We start from the raw sequence: 19,648 nt of genomic DNA, 5'->3' as shown, positions 1-19,648 counted from the left end.
CCGCCGACCGCGTACCCAACCTCCGTGGTCAGTACAGCTAGGACGGGCAGGTCCTCGTCGTCGATGCCGAGCTCGTAGCGGCCGCCGACGCCGGGGCTCACGACGACATCGTCATCGCTGGCAGCACCTCGACGGGCGCGGCACCCGGGGTGACCGGCTCGATGCTGACGGACTCGAGCACCGACTGCTCCACCATCGACCGACGCAGACAGACCCGTGGGCCCTGAGCTGTCATGAATTTCTCGATCACGGCTCACGCGCGCCGGCGACGCGAGTCGAGCTGGTTGTCCCGGATCAGCCTGTCGCGCTCTTCGCGGAAGAAGCCCTCGGCGTGCATCCGCCGGGCGTCCTCCCGAGGGCTCACCTCGAGCATGGTGATGACCTCGAGCCGGATCTCCTCGGCCAGCGCCAGTACGTGCTCACGACTCAGGTGCACTCCGTCAGCGGTGTAGGCGCCCCGGGCCGTGGCCCACTCGACGATGTCCCAGACCATCTGGACCTCGGCTTGCTGCGCCGCCCTCTCAGCTGTTCCCACCACCACAGTGTGGGCATCAGCAGACGGCAGGCAGTCCTGCCCGGTCATGGCGGCCCCTTATGGCCCCGGGCAGGCGCCCATGGGCCCCCTGCGACGACGTCCCGCTGTCGATCGGCGGCCTCAGGTGGTCGTCGCAACAATGGGTACTTTGGCTCCGGACAGTAGGCGGTTCATCGCTTCAGCGGGGTGGCCCAGCCGAGGGTCATCCGTGGCCGGCCGTTGAGCTCTGCAGCGACGCCGGCAAGGTCCTCCGGTGAGTGCACCGACAAGTCGGTGCCCTTGGGAAGTACTGCCGCAGCAGCCCGTTGGCGTTCTCGTTCGGCCCTCGCTGCCAGGGCCGAGGACGCTGCGGGACCAGTGCGATGGACTCGGGCGGCGGCTCTCAACGGTCAGGTGAGCCGTGGTGGCTCGAGCTCGTTGACGACGGCGTCCAGGACGGCTCGCCAGTGCTGGCGCTGCTGCTCGCGCTCGACCGCGTCGGCCAGGCGTTCCTGGTGGAAGCGCAGGACGCTGCGCCCCGGCCCTGCGGTGGTGACGGCGACCTGCACGGTGCTGTCGTGGTCCCACCCCTGCGGTCGCCACGTCAGTCGGACCCGGTCGCGGGGGCGCAGGCTGCGGACCTCCCCGGCGGTCCCGTCGGTCGTCTCGTACCGCTGGCCGCGGCCGTCGAGCACCTGCACGCCCTGGCCGAGCCAGAAGGCCAGGCCCTCGGTGGAGACCAGGAAGGCCCACACCTCCTGCACGGGGACTCCGACGGTGCGGGAGACGCCGATCTGCCAGCCGGCGCCCTTCGTGCGACCCGTCGACGCCGGCTCTGGGACAGGCGGGGTCACCGCTGCACCGCCGCCAAGGCGGTGACCTCGACCAGCGCACCGGGCACCGCGAGCCCGGACACCAGGGCGACCGTGACCAGCGGCGGGTCCGCCAGGTCGGCCAGGGCCTCGGCGCCGGCCGCGGCGGCCGCGTGCAGGTCCGCGCCGTCGACGAGCAGGATCGACAGGCTGACGACGTCGGCCAGCTCCGCACCCGCGGCAGCCAGCGCCGTGGCGATGTTGGTGAAGACCTGCCGGGTCTGCACGGTGACGTCGCCGGCGACGACTGCGCCGGTCGCGTCCACGCCGTTCTGCCCGCCCACGTAGATGGTCACCACGCCGGCCGGCACCACGACGTGGCTGAGGGGTCCGGTGACCAGACCGGCGGGGCGCAGCAACGTCGAGCAGCTCATACGTCCACCGTGGCACCTAACCCGGTCACCTCGTGCCCGGGTTAGGTGATCATCTGGCGTCGTGAGCACCGCCATGGGTCGCCGGCTGCAGGTCTTGACCCTGCTGCAGTCCTCCCCCGGGACCACCGCCGCCGGTCTCGCGGCGAGGCTCGGCACCACCGAGCGCACCGCCCGGCGCGACGTCGCCGCCCTGCGCGACCTCGGCTACCGCGTCGACGCCGCCCCCGGCCGCTACGGCGGCTACACCCTCGGCCCCGGCACCAGCCCACCTCCGCCGGTGCTCGACGCCGACGAGGCCCTCGCCGCTGCCCTCGGCCTGCGTGCCGCCTCGGGCGTCCACGGACTCGACGCGGCAGCCGCGACGGCTCTGGCCAAGCTGGTCACGGCCCTGCCGACCCGCCACCGCACCCGCCTGGCGGCCGTCGCAGCCACCATGCGTGCCACCGAGCCGCCCCGGTCCAGGGACAGCGACCCCGCGACCTTCACCGCCCTCGCGCTGGCCTGCCGCGCCCGCGAGGCCGTCCGCCTGACCCACCACCGCGACGACGCCCACTCCCCAGCGCCGTCACGGGCGCGCGACACCCAGCCCCACCAGCTCGTCTCCGCCTACGGCCGCTGGTACCTCGTGGCCTGCGACCGCGGCAGCACCACCTGGCGCACCTACGCCCTGGACCGCGTCACCGACGCCCAACCCCTCGGCCTTCACCTGCCGACGCCCCACCCGCCGCGCGACCCGGCGGCCCTCCTCGCAGCCGCTACCCGGCCACGCGGACGCCACCACGTCAAGGTCCGGGTGCACACCAGCAGCGACCTCGTGCGCCAGCTCGTCTCCCCCACCACCGCCGACGTCCACGCAGACGACGAGCACAGCTGTGTCCTGGAGCTGGACACCGACGACCTCGACTGGGCCGCCCGCTGGCTCGTCCACCTCGACCTCGACGTCGACGTCCTCGCCCCACCGGCACTGCACCAGCGACTGCACGACCTCGGCACCTGGCTCATCGCGCGCTACTCCCTGGAGAGCGGGCCAGGCAGCCCGGCCGAGGATGCCGACAAGATCGTGGGACGACGGCGCTGACACGACGGTGAGACACCGCAGGCCAGGCGACTTCGTCAACGTCAAGTCCGGTGGGTTCCCACAGCCCCTGTGGGATCCAGGCTATGTGTCGGCGTCCAGATCTTGTGTCAGCTGCGTGTCACTGTCCAGGTTTCGTGTCACAGCCGGAGCGCTCCTGCAGGCCGCCGACGTCGTCGGAGAGGCGGCTCGAGGCGGAAAGCGCCGCGGCGTGCGTGACTCGTGCCGGAGAGCGACTGGCCGGTCTGCGGTCCGCTGGCGACCCCTTGGCGGCACGGCTGCGGCCGCTCGGGGCCGGCGCCGACGATCCCCCGTGGCCGTCACACTCGGGATCGACGACCCTCTGAAACCGCCATCCGCAACTGGGACGGCATTCCTGATGACGCAAGGACGGGTGCGTCGTCGTCTGATCCTCGTTGGGGGGCTGTCCATCGGCACGGTGGCCAGAGAGGACCCTCGGAAGCGGCGGTCAGGAGTAGTCGACCGGGGCGATGAGGTGGCTGGCGCGGGCGCCGGCGGGCAGGGCGTCGGGGTTACCGCGGCGGTGGGACTCCTGGGCGACCTCGACGAACTTGATGGCGTGCTCGTCGCCGGTAGCCACGGCGCGGTCGGTGACGTCCTCGGGGGTGGTGGTGGCCTGCTCGGCGCGGCTGGCCGGCGGGGGCGCCGCAGTGGGTCGGTAGGCGGCGGTGATGGCCGCGCTGACCGCCCACGCCGTCTCGTAGGTCGGGGCCCACAGCTCGCGCGGCAGGGCCGGGAGGACGAGCCCGGCCGCGCGGGGTGCGGTGGCGGCGTGCACGAGCATCACCGGGCTGCCGTGGGCCCAGCGGCGGTAGCCGGTGACGGCGGCGTCGACGAGCGCGTCGACCGCCGCGGGGACCTCGGCCGCCGGTGGCGCGGCGCGCAGCCGACCGACGGCGGCCGGCCAGGCCGACGTCCGGGACAGCTCGCCCAGGCGGGCGCGAACGCCACCGGCGCTGCTGAGGGCCGGGACGGCGTCCAAGGCGGCCGTGGGGCCGACGTGCCCCGCCGGGCGCGGGTGGTCCGGCAGGCGCTGGTGGCGGGCGGCCCAGTAGCCCAGGGCCTGGGCGAGCTCGGCGGTGCGCGCGGGCGTGGTGTCCTCGAGCAGGGCGCGGACGGCGTGCCCGGTGCGGATGAGGCTGTGGGTGGCCGAGGCGACGGCGCCGTCCAGCAGCCGGGGCCACCACCGGACCACCACGTCGCGCCAGGGCTCCTCGCGCAGCTGCCGGTCGAACAGGTCGAGCCAGTCCCCCAGGCGTGAGGGGTCGCCCAGGACGTCGCGCCACTCGTCCTCGGTGATCGGCCACCGGACGGCGGGCGCCTCCTGCAGCCGGGTGGCGTAGCCGTCGACCCAGGCCTGGACGTGCTCGCCGCGGCCCAGGCGCCACAGGGCGTCGGCGGCCATCGGCCCGTGGTTGGACAGCCACCCCTGGAACTCCGGGCCGGTGGCGCGTAGCCGGGTCCAGGTCTCGTCGAGGTCGTCCCCGGGCACGGGGCCGCGGGGTGAGCCGGTCGGGGGCGTCGTGGTGTCCATGACGAGCAGTGCACGGGGTGAAGCGCACTTCAGGTCAAGAGGTGGGCCAGGCCACCATGGCCGGGTGGACGAGCAGCTGCTGACGGTCGGTCAGGTCACCGCGCGCGCCGGTGTCAGCGCGCCGACGCTGCGGTACTACGAGCGCCTCGGCCTGGTCACCGCGACTCGGACCACGGGCAACCAGCGCCGCTACGCCCGCCACGTGCTGCGCCGGCTGGCGTTCGTCGCCGCCGCTCAGCGGGTCGGGCTGTCCCTGTCCGAGGTCGGTGGTCTGCTCGCGCAGCTGCCCGCCGACCGTGCCCCCACCCAGGAGGACTGGACCCGTCTGGCCCGGCCGTGGCGGGACCTGCTCGCGGCCCGCATCCGCGAGCTGCAGGTTCTGAGGGAGTCGCTGGACGGCTGCCTCGGGTGTGGGTGCCTGTCCCTGACCCGGTGCGCCCTCTTCAACCCCGACGACACCGCCGCCACCGAGGGCACCGGCTCACGCTGGCTCCGCCGAGCCTCCACCCCGCAACCGCCGACATGACGACCGCGGCACGCCTCGGCCGGCTCGAGAACGTCGGCGGCCGCGACGTCGGGCCGTCCCGCACCCGATCGCCATCCGGCGCAGCCGGGCCCGACGCAGCCCAGCATTGGCACGATGGGCTCATGGCGGTCACGGCGGTGGTGCGCGAGTGGGACGAGCCAGAGGGCTGGGGCGTCCTCGACGCGCCCGAGACCCCCGGCGGGTGCTGGGCGCACTGGTCGAGCATCGCCGTCGACGGCTTCCGGAGCTTGGCGCCGGACCAGGACGTGCAGCTCGAGTGGGAGCCGGCCGAACAGGACGGCTACAGCTACCGCGCCCTGCGGACGTGGCCGGTCGGCGTCGACCCGGTCGATCACGACCTCTCCGAACAGGACGGCGCCTGCAGCAGCACGCTGACGATCCGCTTCGACGACGACCCGAGCTGATCGGTCACAGACCCACCCGCGGCCGTGCCCGGACACGATCGGCAACCGGGGACCTCCCGGGCGGGAGCGCAGCATCGGTCGAGGACTGAGGAGTCTCGGGCGGCCCGCCTGTCGTGCGTGTCATGAGCAGCGACGAGACCTCTCTGCCGAGCACCGCGGCTCGACCAGTCGTGAGCATGTACTCCTTCTTCACCAGCGACCCGGCGCGGCTGGCGCGCTTCTGGGGCGAGCGGATGCAGCTGCCCGTGGCACTCGGGGCCACCGACGACCTGGTGATGCTCGACCTGAACCACGCGGTAGCGCGGGCGACCTGGATCTTCGAGCGCGTCGAGGACGCCACCGCGGGCACCGCGCCGGTAGGCCTGGAGCTCGGCGTGGCGACCGGGGCGGACGGGGCGACGTCCTGGACGGACGTCGCCGATCGCGCCGAGCTGCTGGGAGCCACCCGCGTCGCCCAGCGCGAGGTCGAGGGAGTCCTCTGGATAGAGATGCGTGGCCCGGACGGCAACCGCTTCCGCGTCTTCGGGCCTCGACCTCAGTGAGCTGCGAGGGCCCCGGAGAGCCCCTCGACATGGAGGACCGGATGGACGTCGGGGTGGTGATCGCCGTCGACGACCTGGGGGCGCGCCCGCGCCTTCTCCGAGGACGCCCTGGGCCTGGCCGGTGAGGCCATCCCAGTGGGTGGCTGCTGCCTGGCGGCGGTAGGTCGGCGTGCTACTTGCTGCCCGAGGACGCCGGTGCTGAGTCGGCGTCCTGGCCGGTGGCGAGCTTCCGGGTCGGCGACGCCTACGCCGCTGTCGTCCGCCTTCGCAGCCGCGGTGTCGCCTTCCTCGACGAGTCCACCGTGCCCTTCGAGCTCAACGACGACGGCGTCTCGGTCGACGGCAGCGGCACGAAGGTGGCCTGGCTGCAAGGCCCCGACGGCAACGTCCTCAGGGTGCTCTCGTTGCCACGACGACCTTGACGGGGCGTCCGAGCAACCGACCCCCAACCGGCGACGGTGCAGGTCGCAGGGGCCGCGAGGCGCGGCCTCGCGGCGACGTCGCCAGCAGACCCGTCCCGATGGCACTCCCGCGCAGGTGCCTCATGCAGGAGCCCCCAACGCCGCCGTCAGCCGGTGCTGGCCCTCCCCCGCCGCGACAGACGCCTCGCCTCGAGATCGGGGCGGGGCCCGGCTGAGGGTCGCGACAAGATCCTGAGACGTCGGCGCTGACACAGCCGTGGGACGTCGCAGGTCAGCGCACGACGCCTACGACAGCTCCAGCCGAGCGCCGAGAGCAGCAGGCCGACGTCGGCGGATCTGACGATGGCGCGAGCGCGGGCGACGCCCGTCCTGCACGGCCTCGTGGCCGGCGGCCGGCCTCCTTGACGACACGCGCAACGTCTGCCAGCCTTGTTATCGGTCAATAACAAGGCTGGAGGGTCACCCTGACCATGAGCTCACGGCGTCCCCCTGCTCGGAACGACGAGCTGCTCGACGCCGCCCTCGTGGCCTTCGCCGCCCGCGGCTACTTCGGGACGACCACCGCTCAGGTGGCCGAGCAGATGGGCGTCTCGCAGCCCTACGTCATCCAGACCTTCGGCTCCAAGCGCGAGCTGTTCCTCCGGACGCACGCGCACGCCGGCGCCCGCATCGTGGCGGCGTTCCGTGGGGCTGCCGACGAGACGTTCGAGCCAGCGCGGCTCGGAGCGGCGTACCTGCGGCTCGTGCGGACCGACCTGCCCGCCGTGCTCGTCCACGCGCACGCCTTCTCCGCCGCCCCGGCCGAGGCCGAGATCGCCGCGGAGGCACGGCGACTGTTCCAAGAGATCACCGCGGCAGTCCGCGCGGCCGGGGCCACGGTCCCGGAGGCCGCCGCCTTCCTCAGCCGCGGGATGCTCATCAACACCCTGCTCCTGATGGACGCCGCCGGCTCGTCCGAGGACGCCGACGTGCTGGCCGTGGCCGCCGCCGTCCTCGGAGCCGCATCACCCTCCGCAGCCTCCCTCCCACCCGAAGACGAAGGACGACGATGAACAAGCACGTCCCCTCCACCAGCCTCGGACAGCGCGCCCGGCGCTCGCCGGTCGTCGATCGAGAGCCCTCGCGACGCCAGGGTGATGGCGGGCACCCCCGGGTGCCTCAGCGGCCACGGACCCCCGACCCGGCCCACGGCACGTCGCCCACCCGCGCCCGGTGGAAGTCCGTCGTACCTGTGACCCTGCTCGTGGCCCTGTCCGGGTGCGCCGCACCCGGTGCACATGACGACCAGACCGCGAGCGACGCGCGCCCCACCGCTGCGCAGGGGTCGACCACCCCGGCGACCGGCGCCGCACCGTCGAGCGGCGCCGCCGCGTCATCGGCGCCGACGACCGCCTCGGACGAGGACCGCGTCGCGGCCTTCTGCGAGGCGAACGCCGCGGCAGCCGCCGCGGTCAGAGGGACCGTCGCCGAGGACATCACCGCCCGGCAGGCCCAGGGAGACGCCGCACGCGAGCTGCCCCCCGTGCCCGGCGGGTCACCGCAGGTCGAGGCAGGAGCCGAGAAGTTCGCCGCCGCCGCGGACGAGACGGTCGACATCCTCCGCACCTTCCCGCCGGAAGCGCTGGTGTCCGACGTCGGCACCGACCCGCGGTTCCTGGAGTCGACGGCGGTCCAGGCCGCCGCGGACGACCCGGAGTACCAGGCGTTCCTCCTCTGGACCATGCAGACGTGCTCAACGACCCCCTGAGGGAGGGCGCCCCGGACGTCGCTCGATCCCCCGGGAGACTCAGGCGGTTCGGCGCCCGGTGCCGGCGGCGCGCCGCATCGCTGGGGCGGCGACGAAGGCGCCGAGGGCCAGGCACGTGATGACTGCCCCGCGGTGACGCCGGCGGCGGGGCCGTAGGCGCATCTCGGCCACGGCGTGGGCGGTCACGTCGGTGACCAAGACCGCAGAGAGTGGGTCAGCACGGCCAGCGAGACGAGGGAGGCGCTGAGCCAGGCGGACAGGCGCGGGTGCGGGGCCGCCGCCGCTGGTCACCAGCTGCACCAGGTAGACGACCGTGCCGTGTGCGGGGACCACGACGAGGAGCAGCACAGCAGGCAGCGGTGCCGGCTGCCCACGCCAGCAGCCACTCACGAACAGCGCGTCAGCGGAGGATCGTCACGTGGAGCGGGGTGCCGTCGTCGACGTGGCCCTCGGAGGTCAGGTCGCGGCCTTGACGTCGCGGCGGCGACTTCGGTGGCGGCCCAGGCGGCCAGCAGGGACAGGGCCTGGGCGGTGGGAGAGGCCGGCTCGGCGGTGTAGACGGTGAGGGTCAACCGGGGCGTGGAGAGCAGCTCCATGCCCTCCGCCGGCGGCCCGGCCCCCGTACGCGCCTACCTCGAGGACGTGCTGCCCGACGTCCTGTCCGGCGCCCTCGAGCCTGGACGGGTCTTCGACCGCGCCGTCGCCCTCGACGACATCCCCGCCGCCTACAAGGCCGTGGACGACCGCGAGGCCCTCAAGGTCGCCGTCCGACCCTGACCCCAGTGCGGACGGCGCCCCGCACTGACGCCGTCCGCACCCCACCGGCGCAGCCTGCACGAGGCGTGCAGGCGACGCCTGCACCACTCTCCTCACGAGGACAGATGGACATCACCATGACGACCGGAGAGCTGGTCCTGCGCGGAACGCTGCAGGACAGCCCGAGCGCCCTGGACCTGGCCTCGCTGCTGGGGCAACCTGGCCGCCTTCGTCCGCCCCGCCCCCCGCGCCCAGGGCCTCGCCGGGCTCGGACGTCTCGACAGGGTCGGACAGCTGATCGCCCTTCCCGCTGGCACTTCCGCCCGGCTGCAGCAGAGCTCTGCGACGTCCTGACCCGGCCGCGACACCGAGGTCGCGCCCGGGAAGGCTCCCGCAGGCGCGCACCTGGAGCCGGTGGAAGCACCTGCGTGGCCCCGGTCGGGAGGTGCCGGTGACGGGGGTGACGGCGACGTGGCCGAGCCCGCCGGCCCCGGTCCAGCTCCTCACGAGCGCACCGCAGCAGCAGCCGCAGGGCCGAGGACTGCTCCCCGGACGCCGTCATGACCATGGCGTCGACGCCGGCCCTTCACGACGTCAGTCCGCGGGTCCACAGTTCTGCTTGTCCGTGTCAAGCGATCAGCTCGACCCACGAGCCCATCGGGAGGACCGCGATGTACCACGCCCTCGTCGAGCGCATCTGCCGCCGCAACTTCCAGCGCGTCAACGACCACGACTACGAGCCCCTGCTCGCCGCCTGCCGGCCCGACGTCCACCACCGCTTCGGCGGCGAGCACGCCCTGGGCGGCCAGCGCCGCGACGTCGAGCACCTGCGTCAGTGGTTCCACCGCCTGGGACGGGTGTGCCCCACCCTGCGGCTGACCGTCACCGACGTCTGGGTCAAGGGCCTGCCCCACGACACCAGCGCCCTGCTGCGCTGGGACGCCACCCAGGACATGCCCGACGGGTCCGCCTACGCCAACCACGGCGTCCACGTCGTACGGCTGCGCTGGCTGAAGGTCGTCTCCATCGACGCCAACGAGGACTCCCAGGCCGTCGAGCGCGCCATGGCCGTCTTCGCCGCCCACGGCGTCGCCGAGGCCACCGCCGCCCCGATCACCAGCTGACCCGCCCACCACCTCGCGGAGACGACCATGACCACGCATCGTCCTGCCCGGCCCGCCCGCTCCTACCTGTCCTACCGCTCCAGCCGATCCGTGCTCTCCATCGGCTCGGAGGGCTCGGTGCTGTCCGTAGGCAGCATCGGCTCGGTCCTGTCGGTCGGGTCCATCGGCTCCTTCGGCTCCGTCGGGTCCATCGGCTGCTGGCTGGCCGCGGGCTCCATCCTGTCCGCCCTGTCGAGAAGATCCGTGCTGTCCTGGCGCTCCACCGGCGCCACCCTCCGCGCCGGCCACCACCAGCCCTGAGCCACAGGGTTGACCCGCGTCAGACGCAGGCAGCTCTCGCTCCCGTCCTTGCGAGGTTGCGCCCCCGCAGCGAGCCCCTGCGCGTGACTGACCAGTCCTGCGCCGCCCAGGGAGGTCACCGACGAGGACGACAGCAGGACCACGTGCTCCACCCGGCCGCGACGACGACCTCGAGCAGTCCTTCAAGCTGGTTCAGGTCGGCGCACAGGGAGAGCTGCCGAGCGTCGGCGAGGTCGGTGGAGAAGAAGCCGGGGTCGTCGAAGTCGGCGGCGACGGTGCGCACCCTGCCCCGGGCAGCACGAGCCGCTGCGGCGCCACCGACCGCACCGCTTGCTCCCACCAGACGACAGAGATGACGACCTCCGTGACGCAGTGCTGGACATGCCTCGGCACCGCCTACAGCCAGGTCGCGCTTGCCGAGGCGGATGGCCTGCACTGGCGTACGGCACTGGTGTCGACGGTCGTCGACACGATCGAGACGCTGCCGGCCTACCCGGGCCTCGGCGCAGTCGCCCTCGGGGCCGTCGTCACGCTGCCGGGAGCCCTCGCAGCGGCCGAGCACGAGCTGATGCCCATGGAGATCGGCGGGGTGAGTGAGGAGCGTGCTGCACTGACGGTGGACCTGATCGCACAGCTCGCCGCTGCCACCGCCTCCGAGCGATCCGTCCGTCGTCGTCGCGGCGGTCGGCGACTGCTCTCACCGGCCCACAGAAAGCGCCCGCCGCGACTTCGCCATCGACGTCATCATCGTCGGCCTCACGGGCAGCACTGACGGACGCCTCGGCGCACCACGAACGGCACAGCCAGCTGGTTGGACCCGTCCCGATCGTGTGCCGCGCCAGGAGCCCGAGGCGTCGCTCCGTCCGGCACCACGCCGCCCTCCTCGCGCCCTTCTGGCGGCTACCGCCGGTGAGAGAGGTAGGGAATGACCGGCGTCCTCAGCTGCTCATCACGTGGACGTCGCCGCCGAGAGCACGGCGGAGGCGTCGGAGATCACGCGGCGAGGCGTTGACCACGTGGGGGACGCGCGCGGCCCTCAGCAGAGGCAGGTCTGCCGAGCTGTCGGAGTAGGCGTGGTCCACGGGGAGCGAGATGCCGGCTGCGGCCAGCGCCCGCAGCTTGCCGTCACCTCGGGCGGGCGTCGCCCGCGGCAGTCCCCACCGGCTGCGGGTGAGCCGCGAGGCGACGACCTCGACGCCGTCCAGACCGAGCGCGTCGCACACGAGCTCGGCGAGCGGGGACGCGCAACCAGTGGCGACCACGACGCGGTCACCCCGGCTCTGGTGCTCCCGCAGCCGGGCCACGACCGCGGAGGTGGCCCGGCCCGGACGAGAGCCGGCGTGGCCGGCGGCGAAGGAGGCAGCCTCGGCGGTGAAGTCCTCGTCGGTCATCCCCACCGCGGCCAACCACACCAGGTACCTCTCGGCCACCAGGCGTGTCGGGGAGAGCAGGAAGGCGGGGAGCCACGCCGGCGCCGTCACGACGGCGACGACGGCCCGCGCAGGGGGCCGGCGCATCAGGTGGGCCAGGAAGAACCCGAAGGAATCGCCGCTGAGCAACGTGCCGTCGAGGTCGAACACGGCGACCGCCTGCTCGGGCGTCGGCTCCTCGCTCTCCCGGCTCACCGTCGCACCCTCTACCAGGCAGCCGGCGCCGTCGGCGCCCCCGGCAGAGCCGCATCCGGGGCCGCAGTCGAGCTCGTCCCACGGGCGAGCATCTGCAGCCGACACGGCAGGACCACGGATCCGCGCGTGACGTGGCTCCTGACCGGCTACGTTCGCGCGAGGTGACCTCGCCGTTCGGGTCGGTGGACAACTAAGGAGAGCAGCCGTGGCCGTAGACCCGACAGCACCCACCTCGCCCGCGACGCCGGTCGCGACGTCACCCCCGGGCAGACGGCGACAGGCGCTGGTCCTCGCCGCCATGGCAGCCGCCGGGCTGCTCGCCGGGGTGGGTGCCAAGAGAGTTGACGTCATCGTCGTGCCGGACTGGGTCGACGACCTCGGGAACTACCCCACGGTCTTCTTGCTCGCGGTCGTCCTGATCGTGGTGACCGCCCCCTCTCCCGCCGCAGCCGCCCTGCGCGCAGCGGTCGCCTTCGCCGCCATGTGCCTGGCCTACTACGTCACCTCCGCGGTCACCGCCGGATTCCTCAACCGGGAAGCGGCGCTCACCTGGACGGTGACCTGCGTGACGCTCGTCCCCGCCGGGGCGGCCATGCTGCGCTGGGCGACCCGGCGACGCGGGCTGCTCGCCGGCACGGGGTACGCCTCCGTCGCCGCGCTGCTGACCACCGACGGCGTGCTGCACCAGATGCTGTGGTCGCTGACCTGGGCCGACGGCCCCGAAGCCGACCTCTGGTTCCGCCCGGTGCTGGCCCTGGTGCAGGTCACCGGGCTGGTCCTGCTGCTGCTGGTCCTGCCACCGGGACGACGTAGCCGGCTGTGGGCCCTAGCTCTCTTCGTGCCGCTCACCTTCCTCGCCCGCACCGCCGTCCTCTGGATGTACTCACTCGTCCCCGGGCTCGGCTGACCACGACGCAACCCCTCCTCACGAGAGCGCCTGTTCTCGTGCCGAGCCGCGCTCTCGACGTGTCGCCGTCCTCGCGGCGGACGCCTGCTGCCGCGACGACGCTCACCGAGGGAAGGAGCCAGCGGAGACGAGGACGTCCGCCGCCTCGCCTGGATGCGCTACCGGCGGGTGCTGCTGAGCCTTCGGGTGAGCTGCCAGGACGCCGGCGGGCTACCACTTCCTCCGCGCAGGGCGAGGGTTGCGGCGTGGGCGCCCTGGTCGTGCAGCGACTGGTGGACGCTGGTGAGGTCGGCGGCTGCTGCTTGGGGTGAGTCGTCGAACCCGCCGAGGGTGACGTCTCCGGGGACCGTCAGGCCGGCGGCCAGGAGGGCGTCGCGGGCGCCGAGGGCCAGTTGGTCGCTCATGGCGGCGAGGCCGTCGAGCTCGCGACCACTCGCGAGCAGCGCAGTGGTGGCCGCACGGGCGTCGGAGGCGTCGTTGAGCGCGCACACGGCGACGGGCACGGCTGCCCAGTTGAGCCCGAGGTCGGCGGCGGCGTCGCGGAAGCCGGCGAGGCGGTCGCGGGTGACGGGGTAGGCGACGCGCTGCGGGTCGAGGTCGTGGTGGACGCCGGCGCGGCGGTCGCGGTCCAGGGGGAAGGACAGCACCGCGGGTGCGCTCGCGGTGGCCCACACGTCGGTGGCCAGGGCGCGGGCGGCGGCGCGGTTGTCGATGCTGACGAGGGTGAACCCGTCGGTAGGCGGTCCGCCGTGGATGACGGCGCGGCGGTGGGTGGCGCGCACGGCCGCGAGGACGGGGTCGTCGGCGGTGGTGGTCCACACGACGAAGGCGTCGACGGCGGCCGCGGCGACGCGGTCGGCGTCGTCGGGACCACCGGTGGTCGGGATGATCGTCAGCGCGTACCCGGCGGTGGTGCAGACCTGCGCGAGGCCGGCGACGAAGCGGGTGGCCTGCGGGTCGTCGAAGACGTAGGTCAGGCTCTCGCCGAGGACGAGACCGAGGGAGCGCAGCGCCCCCTGCCGCAGGAACCGCCCCGAGGGGTCCGGGCCGAGGAAGCCGAGCTCGGCGGCCGCGGCGTGCACCCGCTCCCGGGTGCCCGATGCGACGCGGGTGGGCTGGTTGAAGGCGTAGGACGCCGTCATCCGCGAGACACCGGCTGCGGCGGCGACGTCGCCGAGGGTCACCCGCCGCTTGACCACCATGCCCGCCACCCTAGATGTGTAACGTGACACAGCATGGGCAGGACCACCGCCTTGACGCGGTCGCCGTTCTTGGGGTTCGCCACCTTCGGCGCCTTCTGGGGCGCCTGGGGCGCGGCCATCCCGAGGGTCCGCGAGGTGGCGGGGATCACCGACGGCGAGCTCGGCCTGGCCCTGCTGTTCGTCGGCGCCGGCGCGCTGCCCGCGATGCTGCTCGCCGGGCGGGCGCTGGACCGATGGGGGCTGTGGATGACCGGCCCGCTGCTGGTCTCCCTCGCCCTCGCTGGTCTCGTCGTCGCGATCACGGCCGGGGGTGGCCTGCTTGCCCTGTGCGCCGGCTTCGCGCTGGTCGGGGCGACCAGCGGCGCGGCTGACGTCGCGCTGAACTCCCTCGCCGGTCGCGCCGAGCAGACCGCAGGCCGCCCGGTCATCACGCCCGTGCACGCGACCTTCTCCGCCGTCGTGGTCGTCGCCACCTTGACCACCGGTGCGCTCAGCGGCGCCGGCGCACCGCTGCTGCTCCCGTTCGCCCTGGTGCTGCTGGCCGCCGCGGCTGCCTGCGTGGCTGTGGTCCGCGGCCTCGGCGGACCCTGGCGCCGGGCGCGCGAGCAGCCGTCGCCCCGGGCGTCACCGCGGCCGGTCGGTGCGGCGCCGGCGGCCAGCGCGGGACTGTCCCTGGCGCTGCTGACCGGGATCGGCGCCCTGACGGCGATGGGCCTGGCCGCCGAGAACGCCCACCAGAGCTGGAGCGCGGTCTACCTCGAGGACGAGCTCGCCGCTCCCGCCACCCTCAGCGCCCTCGGCCCCGCGGTCTTCGCCGCGGTCGTGGCCGTCACCCGCGTCGCCGTCATCCGCCTGGACACCCGCCACGCCCGCACCCTCGTGCTCGCCGGCGCCGCGAGCGCCACCACCGGCGCCGCCCTGCTGTCCCTCGCGCCGACCCTGCCCACCGCCCTGGCCGCGCTGGCCGTCGCCGCCGCCGGCACCGCCGTCCTCTTCCCCACCCTGCTCGGTGTCGTCTCCCGGGCCGTCCCCGAGCACCGCCGGGCCCGCGCGACCTCGACCGTCACCGTCGTCGCCTACACCGGGTTCATCGTCGGCCCCGCCTACGTCGGCCTGGCCTCCGACACCTTCGGTCTGCGCGGCGCGATGCTCGCCGTCGCCGCCCTCACCGCTGCCCTGGCCGCCTTCGTCCCCGTCGTGCTCCGCCGCCAGCGTGCCCAGGACGACACGATGTCGAGAGGCGAGCGCTGACTGAAAGGTATGGGCCACCGCTGGTCAGCGCCGGTGTCGACGTCAGTGCGGCGAGACGCGGCAGGACCGCGCGTTGGGAGCCGCCAGCAGGACGCCCCGACGACGCCTTGGGCCAGGACCACGACGAGGAGCAGCACCATCACGCGCAGCGGTGCGGCTCCCAGCGCCAGCCGCTGATCACCGACTCGGTGCGCCAGGAGACCAACGGCTCCACGTCAGGCTGCGACTCCCGGTCTGGTGGTCGCGCGGACGACGGCGGTGATGGCCGTCCCGACGAGCCGCGAGGCTCCGCGTCGGGGCAGGTCGTCGATGGTGGGGGTGTCGCCGAGCCGCGGGAGGTCGTCGTCGGCGGTCGCCCGGGCGACGTGCAGGGCCGCCTCCTGGTGGGTGTCCAGGGCGCTGTGGCCGGCCTCGCACAGGGGGACGAGGGGGCCCCGTGGTGCGAGGTCGACCGCCCGTTCCGCGACGGGGCGGGGCGTGCACAGGTCACGGTCTCCGGAGACCACGACGACGGGCCACGTGGTGCGGGTGAGGGCTGCGGGGAGGTCGAAGGGCTCACCGGCGTAGGTTGGCCGGCGGGTGGCGGCGTCGGCGAAGGCGAGCTGGGGGTCCAGCGGGCCGCCGTCGACGGGCAGGCCGTAGCCCAGCTGGCCGTAGGCGATGCCGGCGACCAGGTCGGGCCCCATGAGGTAGCGCTGCCCGGCGCCGTCGACCTCGCCGGCGCCGAGACCGGCGATGCGGGCCCAGGTGCGACGCAGGCGCCCGTCGGCGCGAGCGCGCAGCAGCCGCTCGAGGACGTGCCGTCCCGCGAACTCGTGCACGACCTGCACGTGGAGCGGATGACCCAGCTGCTCGAAGGCCTCGGTCAGCCCAGCCCCTCGGCCGACATCAGCGGGATGGAGGGCATGGACCACGGCTCGGGGTCCATGAGCGGGATGATGACCGCCGACGACATGGCCGCTCTCGAGGCCGCCTCCGGCCGCGAGCTCGACCAGCTGTGGCTGTCGATGATGGTCGAGCACCACACCGGCGCGGTCGAGATGGCGCGCACCGAGCTCGAGGACGGCGCCGACCCGCAGGTCCAGCAGCTGGCGACCGAGATCATCGAGGCCCAGGAGGCCGAGATCGCCACCATGGAAGAGATGGTCGACCAGCCGCCCCGACGCTGACGTCTGCCCAGCTCGCCTTCCACCGTCGTCGGGCTCGGCCGGTCACTGCCGGGCCCGACGAGGCCGACCAGGGCCGAGACCTCTTGCGGAGCAGCGCACGCGGCCCGGGAGGGCGTCGAAGGGCGCCCCGGCGCGGGCGGGGTCGGGGCTCAGGTCGAGGTGGCCCACGACCTCGTGCACGCCGTAGCTGCGCAGCCGGTCGGCGTGCCGGCCGCTCACCGTTGCCGTCACGTGCGCCCCGGCGCCGACGCCCGTCGTCTCGAGGGCGCCGTCAGCGACGGCCGACGCCGGAGAGGTCCTCGACGACCTGCAGCACGCCGCTGTGGTCCTCGGCGCCGCGCCCGGTCCAGCGCATCGCGCCGAAGAGCTGGTCCACGAGGGCGGTCACCGGGGTCGCGACCCCGACCTCGCGCGCGGTGGCGAGGACGAACCCGAGGTCGTGGTGCTGGTTGACGGACAGCCCACCGGGGGTGAAGTCGCGGTGGGCGAGCTTGTCCCGCTTGACCTCCAGGGCGCGGCTGCCCGCCAGCCCGCTGCCGAGGACGTCGAGCAGGGCCTCGACGTCCAGCCCGGAGCGCTCGGCCAGCACCACCGCCTCGCCGAGCACGGCCAGGGTCGTGGCCACGACCGCCTGGTTGCAGGCCTTGGCGACCTGGCCCGAGCCCACCGGTCCGAGGTGGCGCACGACGGCGCCGAGGACGTCGAAGAGCGGCAGCAGCCGCGCCACGACGTCCTCCTGCCCCCCGACCATCACCGACAGGCGCCCGGTCGCGGCGCCGACGTCGCCGCCGCTGACGGGGGCGTCGACGACGTGAGCGCCGCGCTCGAGGGCGCGTGCGGCCCAGTCCCGCAGGTCGACCGGGGAGGTGGTGCCCATCACCACGACCGTCAGGCCCGGGCGCAGCAGCGGGTCCACCACCTCCACCACCGGCGCCAGGCCGGGCAGCACCGTGATGACGGTGTCGACGTCGGCGCCCGGGTCGCACGCCTCCTCGGCGGTGGGGTGCAGCGACCAGCCCGGCACGTCCAGCGGCTCGACGCCCGACCGGTTCCAGGCGCGCACGCGCACCCCGGCCTCGGCCAGACGCCGCGACATGGGCCGGCCCATGAGCCCGAGCCCCAGGACGGCGACGGTCCCGCCGCCCGGCTGGTCAGCGGCGGCTGCGTGCTTGAGGAGGTACGGGGCTGCCTCCGCGCTCACCGCGTAGCCCGCACCACGACCGAGCGGTCGGCGAGGTGGTCAGGTGTGCGGCCCTCGCGCACGGCGAGCAGGGCTCGCACGCAGCTCATCCCGTTGTTGCGGGCCATCTCCTCGGTCCAGGCGATGGCGTGCGGGGTGAGCACCACGCGGGGCAGGGAGGTCAGCGGGTGGTCGACCGGGAGCGGCTCGACCTCGAAGACGTCGAGGCCGGCGCCGCCGAGGTGCCCCGAGCGCAACGCCTCGACCAGGGCGTCGGTCTCGATGATCGGGCCACGCGCGACGTTGACGACCACCGCGCCGCGCGGCAGCAGCGCGAGGCGCTCGGCGTCCAGCAGGTGGTGGGTCTGCGGGGTCAGCGCCGCGGTGACGACGACGACGTCGGCCCGCCGCAGGCCCTCCTCCAGGTCGACGAGGGAGACGTCGAGGTCGCCCAGGGTGTGCGGCGGGCGGTGGGGGTCGACCGCGAGGTTCGTGGTGCCGAAGGGCGCCAGCAGGCCGAAAAGCTCCCCCGCCACGTTGCCGAGCCCGATGGTCGTCACGGTCAGCCCGGTCAGGCCACGACCCATGAGCGACAGCCGCCCCGACCAGTCGCCGTGGCGGACCACGGCGTCCTTGGCGGCGACGTTCTGGAGCACCGAGAGGATGAGCGTCAGCGCGGCGGTGGCCACGGCGCGGCGGGCGCCGTCGGGGGTGATGGTCACCGCGACGCCGGCGCGGGTGCAGGCCTCGACGTCGACGGCGTCCAGGCCGACGCCGAAGCGCGCCAGGTGCCGGGGCGGGTTCGGGCCGGAGACCGTCTCGGCGGTGACGCCGGGGGCGGCGAACAGCACGGCGTCGAAGCCCTCGACGTGGGCGGCGGTGAGCACGCCGTCGTCAGGCTCGAGGAAGACGAGCTCGGCGCCGGCGGCCTCCAGGGCGTCCAGGCCGATGTCGCCCCAGGAGGTGGGCAGGTCCGAGCCGGCCGGGGGCCGCAGGTCGGCGGACAGGCCCACCGTGAAGGTGGCCTTCTCCTCGCGGGAGGGGGTCCAGGGGGAGGTCGTCGTCGTCATCACAGCACCGCCAGGGGGTTGACAGGGGAGCCCGTGCCGCCGCGCACGACGAGCGGGGCCACGAGCAGGGTGAAGGTGCGCCGGCCGGCCTCGGCGCAGGCGTCGGCGAGGGCCTCGAGGTCGAGGTTGTCCAGCAGTGGCGTGCCGGTGGCCGTCAACGACAGCGCGTGCACCGGGGAGTGGAGCTCGGCGACCGGGGAGGGCCGCACGTCGGTGTCGCCGTCCGAGCCGAGCAGGACGGCCCCGGCGTCCAGCAGGGGACGCACCGCGTCGACGTGCAGGCCCGCGCTGGCCGCGCCGGAGTCCCACGCGCCGAGGCGCCGACGACGACGGGCGTGGCCGGTGTGGACGAGGACGGCGTCGCCGGGCTGGACCTGGACGCCGTGCGCCGCGGCGGCCTCGGCCACGTCGCCGGGGTGCAGGGCGGTCCCCGGCTCGAGCCAGTCGACGCCGCGCACGGCCGGCACGTCGAGGAGCACACCGCGCAGGAGCACCCCGTCGGCGAGGGCGTCGACGGAGGCCCACGACGACCCGCTGGCGCTCATCGCCGAGCGGGCCTCCACCCCGCCGTAGAGGCGGCCGCGGTAGCCGATGTGGCAGGCCGCGTCGAGGTGGGTGGTGGCCTTGCCGTGGTAGTCGATGCCGAGGAAGTCCTTGTGGCACGAGGGCTCGGGCGCCTCGACGTCGCCGAGGTCGGTCATGTGGTGCAGGGCCGGCCTGGCGTTGTCGGGGCCCGCGTGGGTGTCCACGGGCCAGGCGAGGCTGATGGACCTGCCGGTCCGTGCGGCCGCCAGCGCTCGCAGGCGCGCGGCGTCGTCCACCCGGGCCATGGCACCGCGGGGGTCGTCGGTGCCGGCGTGGGCGGCGGCGAGCTCGTCGAAGAGCGCGTCGTAGTCGGCCAGCGCGACCGGCGTGCGCGTGTGCCGGGTGCTGTCCAGCCACTGCTGCAGCTGCTGGTGCGGTGCCAGCCGCGGGGACTTCTCAGGGTCGTCGGCGCTCACGCGTGCGTCCT

General features: G+C 74.3%; 26 protein-coding genes and 1 pseudogene. 14 read left to right on the top strand and 13 right to left on the bottom strand.

From position 1 onward, the window contains the following. Positions 1-253: 253 nt before the first annotated feature. From WDV86_RS04690 to WDV86_RS04675, 4 genes and pseudogenes are all read right to left on the bottom strand, one after another. Positions 254-583, bottom strand: coding sequence for a hypothetical protein (locus tag WDV86_RS04690; RefSeq protein WP_339566441.1), 330 nt, complete (start codon positions 581-583; stop codon positions 254-256). 122 nt (positions 584-705) lie between these two features. Further along, positions 706-872, bottom strand: a pseudogene (locus tag WDV86_RS04685) (transposase); the annotation flags it as partial. Between the two features lie 52 nt (positions 873-924). Then, positions 925-1,368: an SRPBCC domain-containing protein gene (locus WDV86_RS04680; protein ID WP_339566440.1), complete on the bottom strand. Its 444-nt coding sequence runs from the start codon at positions 1,366-1,368 to the stop codon at positions 925-927. Continuing rightward, positions 1,365-1,760 carry a Rid family hydrolase gene (locus WDV86_RS04675; RefSeq protein ID WP_339566439.1) on the bottom strand — a complete coding sequence of 132 codons (396 nt, stop codon included), beginning with the start codon at positions 1,758-1,760 and terminating at the stop codon, positions 1,365-1,367. Before WDV86_RS04675 ends, WDV86_RS04680 begins: the two co-directional genes overlap by 4 nt. A gap of 61 nt (positions 1,761-1,821) precedes the next feature. Between WDV86_RS04675 and WDV86_RS04670 the strand changes: the two genes are divergently transcribed. Then, positions 1,822-2,838 (top strand): helix-turn-helix transcriptional regulator, encoded by a 1,017-nt coding sequence (locus tag WDV86_RS04670; protein WP_339566438.1) that lies wholly within the window; start codon positions 1,822-1,824, stop codon positions 2,836-2,838. A gap of 466 nt (positions 2,839-3,304) precedes the next feature. Here WDV86_RS04670 and WDV86_RS04665 read toward each other — a convergent pair whose 3' ends face one another. Then, on the bottom strand, positions 3,305-4,390 hold the full coding sequence (locus WDV86_RS04665; RefSeq protein WP_339566437.1) for a questin oxidase family protein: 1,086 nt from the start codon (positions 4,388-4,390) through the stop codon (positions 3,305-3,307). Between the two features lie 64 nt (positions 4,391-4,454). Between WDV86_RS04665 and soxR the strand changes: the two genes are divergently transcribed. The 9 genes from soxR to WDV86_RS04620 all read left to right on the top strand — a co-directional run bounded on the left by soxR (position 4,455) and on the right by WDV86_RS04620 (position 10,232). Then, entirely contained in the window at positions 4,455-4,916 is a 462-nt protein-coding gene (soxR, locus tag WDV86_RS04660) for a redox-sensitive transcriptional activator SoxR (RefSeq protein WP_339566436.1), read from the top strand. Positions 4,917-5,038: 122 nt separating this feature from the next. Further along, positions 5,039-5,341, top strand: coding sequence for a hypothetical protein (locus tag WDV86_RS04655; protein WP_339566435.1), 303 nt, complete (start codon positions 5,039-5,041; stop codon positions 5,339-5,341). Positions 5,342-5,463: 122 nt separating this feature from the next. Beyond that, a complete protein-coding gene (locus tag WDV86_RS04650) occupies positions 5,464-5,883 on the top strand; it encodes a VOC family protein (RefSeq protein ID WP_339566434.1) in 420 nt (139 codons plus the stop codon). A 218-nt stretch (positions 5,884-6,101) separates the two neighbouring features. Beyond that, positions 6,102-6,305, top strand: a complete 204-nt coding sequence (locus WDV86_RS04645) for a VOC family protein (RefSeq protein WP_339566433.1) — start codon at positions 6,102-6,104, stop codon at positions 6,303-6,305. A gap of 470 nt (positions 6,306-6,775) precedes the next feature. Continuing rightward, positions 6,776-7,357, top strand: a complete 582-nt coding sequence (locus tag WDV86_RS04640) for a TetR/AcrR family transcriptional regulator (RefSeq protein ID WP_339566432.1) — start codon at positions 6,776-6,778, stop codon at positions 7,355-7,357. Between the two features lie 179 nt (positions 7,358-7,536). Beyond that, positions 7,537-8,052 carry a hypothetical protein gene (locus tag WDV86_RS04635; protein ID WP_339566431.1) on the top strand — a complete coding sequence of 172 codons (516 nt, stop codon included), beginning with the start codon at positions 7,537-7,539 and terminating at the stop codon, positions 8,050-8,052. 579 nt (positions 8,053-8,631) lie between these two features. Further along, on the top strand, positions 8,632-8,829 hold the full coding sequence (locus tag WDV86_RS04630) for a hypothetical protein (protein WP_339566430.1): 198 nt from the start codon (positions 8,632-8,634) through the stop codon (positions 8,827-8,829). 650 nt (positions 8,830-9,479) lie between these two features. Beyond that, positions 9,480-9,932: a nuclear transport factor 2 family protein gene (locus WDV86_RS04625; protein ID WP_339566429.1), complete on the top strand. Its 453-nt coding sequence runs from the start codon at positions 9,480-9,482 to the stop codon at positions 9,930-9,932. A gap of 27 nt (positions 9,933-9,959) precedes the next feature. Continuing rightward, complete coding sequence (locus tag WDV86_RS04620; RefSeq protein WP_339566428.1) at positions 9,960-10,232, top strand: hypothetical protein; 273 nt, start codon at positions 9,960-9,962, stop codon at positions 10,230-10,232. Positions 10,233-10,347: 115 nt separating this feature from the next. Here WDV86_RS04620 and WDV86_RS04615 read toward each other — a convergent pair whose 3' ends face one another. Then, positions 10,348-10,515, bottom strand: coding sequence for a hypothetical protein (locus WDV86_RS04615; protein WP_339566427.1), 168 nt, complete (start codon positions 10,513-10,515; stop codon positions 10,348-10,350). A gap of 69 nt (positions 10,516-10,584) precedes the next feature. On the opposite strand from WDV86_RS04615, the gene WDV86_RS04610 reads away from it, so the two are divergent. Then, positions 10,585-11,004 carry a hypothetical protein gene (locus WDV86_RS04610; RefSeq protein WP_339566426.1) on the top strand — a complete coding sequence of 140 codons (420 nt, stop codon included), beginning with the start codon at positions 10,585-10,587 and terminating at the stop codon, positions 11,002-11,004. Positions 11,005-11,170: 166 nt separating this feature from the next. On the opposite strand, the gene WDV86_RS04605 is transcribed toward WDV86_RS04610, so the two are convergent. Next, complete coding sequence (locus WDV86_RS04605) at positions 11,171-11,857, bottom strand: haloacid dehalogenase-like hydrolase (protein ID WP_339566425.1); 687 nt, start codon at positions 11,855-11,857, stop codon at positions 11,171-11,173. A gap of 205 nt (positions 11,858-12,062) precedes the next feature. Between WDV86_RS04605 and WDV86_RS04600 the strand changes: the two genes are divergently transcribed. Further along, positions 12,063-12,764 (top strand): DUF6518 family protein, encoded by a 702-nt coding sequence (locus tag WDV86_RS04600; protein WP_339566424.1) that lies wholly within the window; start codon positions 12,063-12,065, stop codon positions 12,762-12,764. 158 nt (positions 12,765-12,922) lie between these two features. Here WDV86_RS04600 and WDV86_RS04595 read toward each other — a convergent pair whose 3' ends face one another. After that, positions 12,923-13,966 (bottom strand): substrate-binding domain-containing protein, encoded by a 1,044-nt coding sequence (locus WDV86_RS04595; RefSeq protein ID WP_339566423.1) that lies wholly within the window; start codon positions 13,964-13,966, stop codon positions 12,923-12,925. Between the two features lie 33 nt (positions 13,967-13,999). On the opposite strand from WDV86_RS04595, the gene WDV86_RS04590 reads away from it, so the two are divergent. After that, the gene (locus WDV86_RS04590) at positions 14,000-15,217 is read left to right on the top strand and encodes an MFS transporter (RefSeq protein WP_339566422.1); all 1,218 of its coding nucleotides are present in this window, start codon (positions 14,000-14,002) and stop codon (positions 15,215-15,217) included. Between the two features lie 215 nt (positions 15,218-15,432). Here WDV86_RS04590 and WDV86_RS04585 read toward each other — a convergent pair whose 3' ends face one another. Further along, entirely contained in the window at positions 15,433-16,038 is a 606-nt protein-coding gene (locus tag WDV86_RS04585; protein ID WP_339566421.1) for an alpha/beta fold hydrolase, read from the bottom strand. Here WDV86_RS04585 and WDV86_RS04580 point away from each other — a divergent pair. Further along, positions 16,015-16,386, top strand: coding sequence for a DUF305 domain-containing protein (locus WDV86_RS04580; RefSeq protein WP_339566420.1), 372 nt, complete (start codon positions 16,015-16,017; stop codon positions 16,384-16,386). The two genes, WDV86_RS04585 and WDV86_RS04580, sit on opposite strands and share 24 nt — an antisense overlap. A 42-nt stretch (positions 16,387-16,428) precedes the next feature. Here WDV86_RS04580 and WDV86_RS04575 read toward each other — a convergent pair whose 3' ends face one another. From WDV86_RS04575 to WDV86_RS04560, 4 genes are read right to left on the bottom strand one after another with little or no spacing between them, the layout of a single operon-like run. Further along, complete coding sequence (locus WDV86_RS04575; RefSeq protein WP_339566419.1) at positions 16,429-16,605, bottom strand: hypothetical protein; 177 nt, start codon at positions 16,603-16,605, stop codon at positions 16,429-16,431. Between the two features lie 52 nt (positions 16,606-16,657). After that, positions 16,658-17,587 (bottom strand): NAD(P)-dependent oxidoreductase, encoded by a 930-nt coding sequence (locus WDV86_RS04570; protein WP_339566418.1) that lies wholly within the window; start codon positions 17,585-17,587, stop codon positions 16,658-16,660. Next, entirely contained in the window at positions 17,584-18,636 is a 1,053-nt protein-coding gene (locus tag WDV86_RS04565) for an NAD(P)-dependent oxidoreductase (RefSeq protein ID WP_339566417.1), read from the bottom strand. Before WDV86_RS04565 ends, WDV86_RS04570 begins: the two co-directional genes overlap by 4 nt. Further along, the gene (locus WDV86_RS04560) at positions 18,636-19,637 is read right to left on the bottom strand and encodes a cyclase family protein (protein WP_339566416.1); all 1,002 of its coding nucleotides are present in this window, start codon (positions 19,635-19,637) and stop codon (positions 18,636-18,638) included. The genes WDV86_RS04565 and WDV86_RS04560 overlap by 1 nt, the downstream gene beginning before the upstream one ends. Positions 19,638-19,648 lie beyond the last annotated feature (11 nt).

It is taken from the genome of Pseudokineococcus sp. 1T1Z-3 (genome assembly GCF_037482365.1).
Lineage (GTDB): Bacteria > Actinomycetota > Actinomycetes > Actinomycetales > Quadrisphaeraceae > Pseudokineococcus.
The sequence above is the reverse complement of the archived record's forward strand: the minus strand, read 5'-3'. Positions and strand labels throughout refer to the sequence as shown.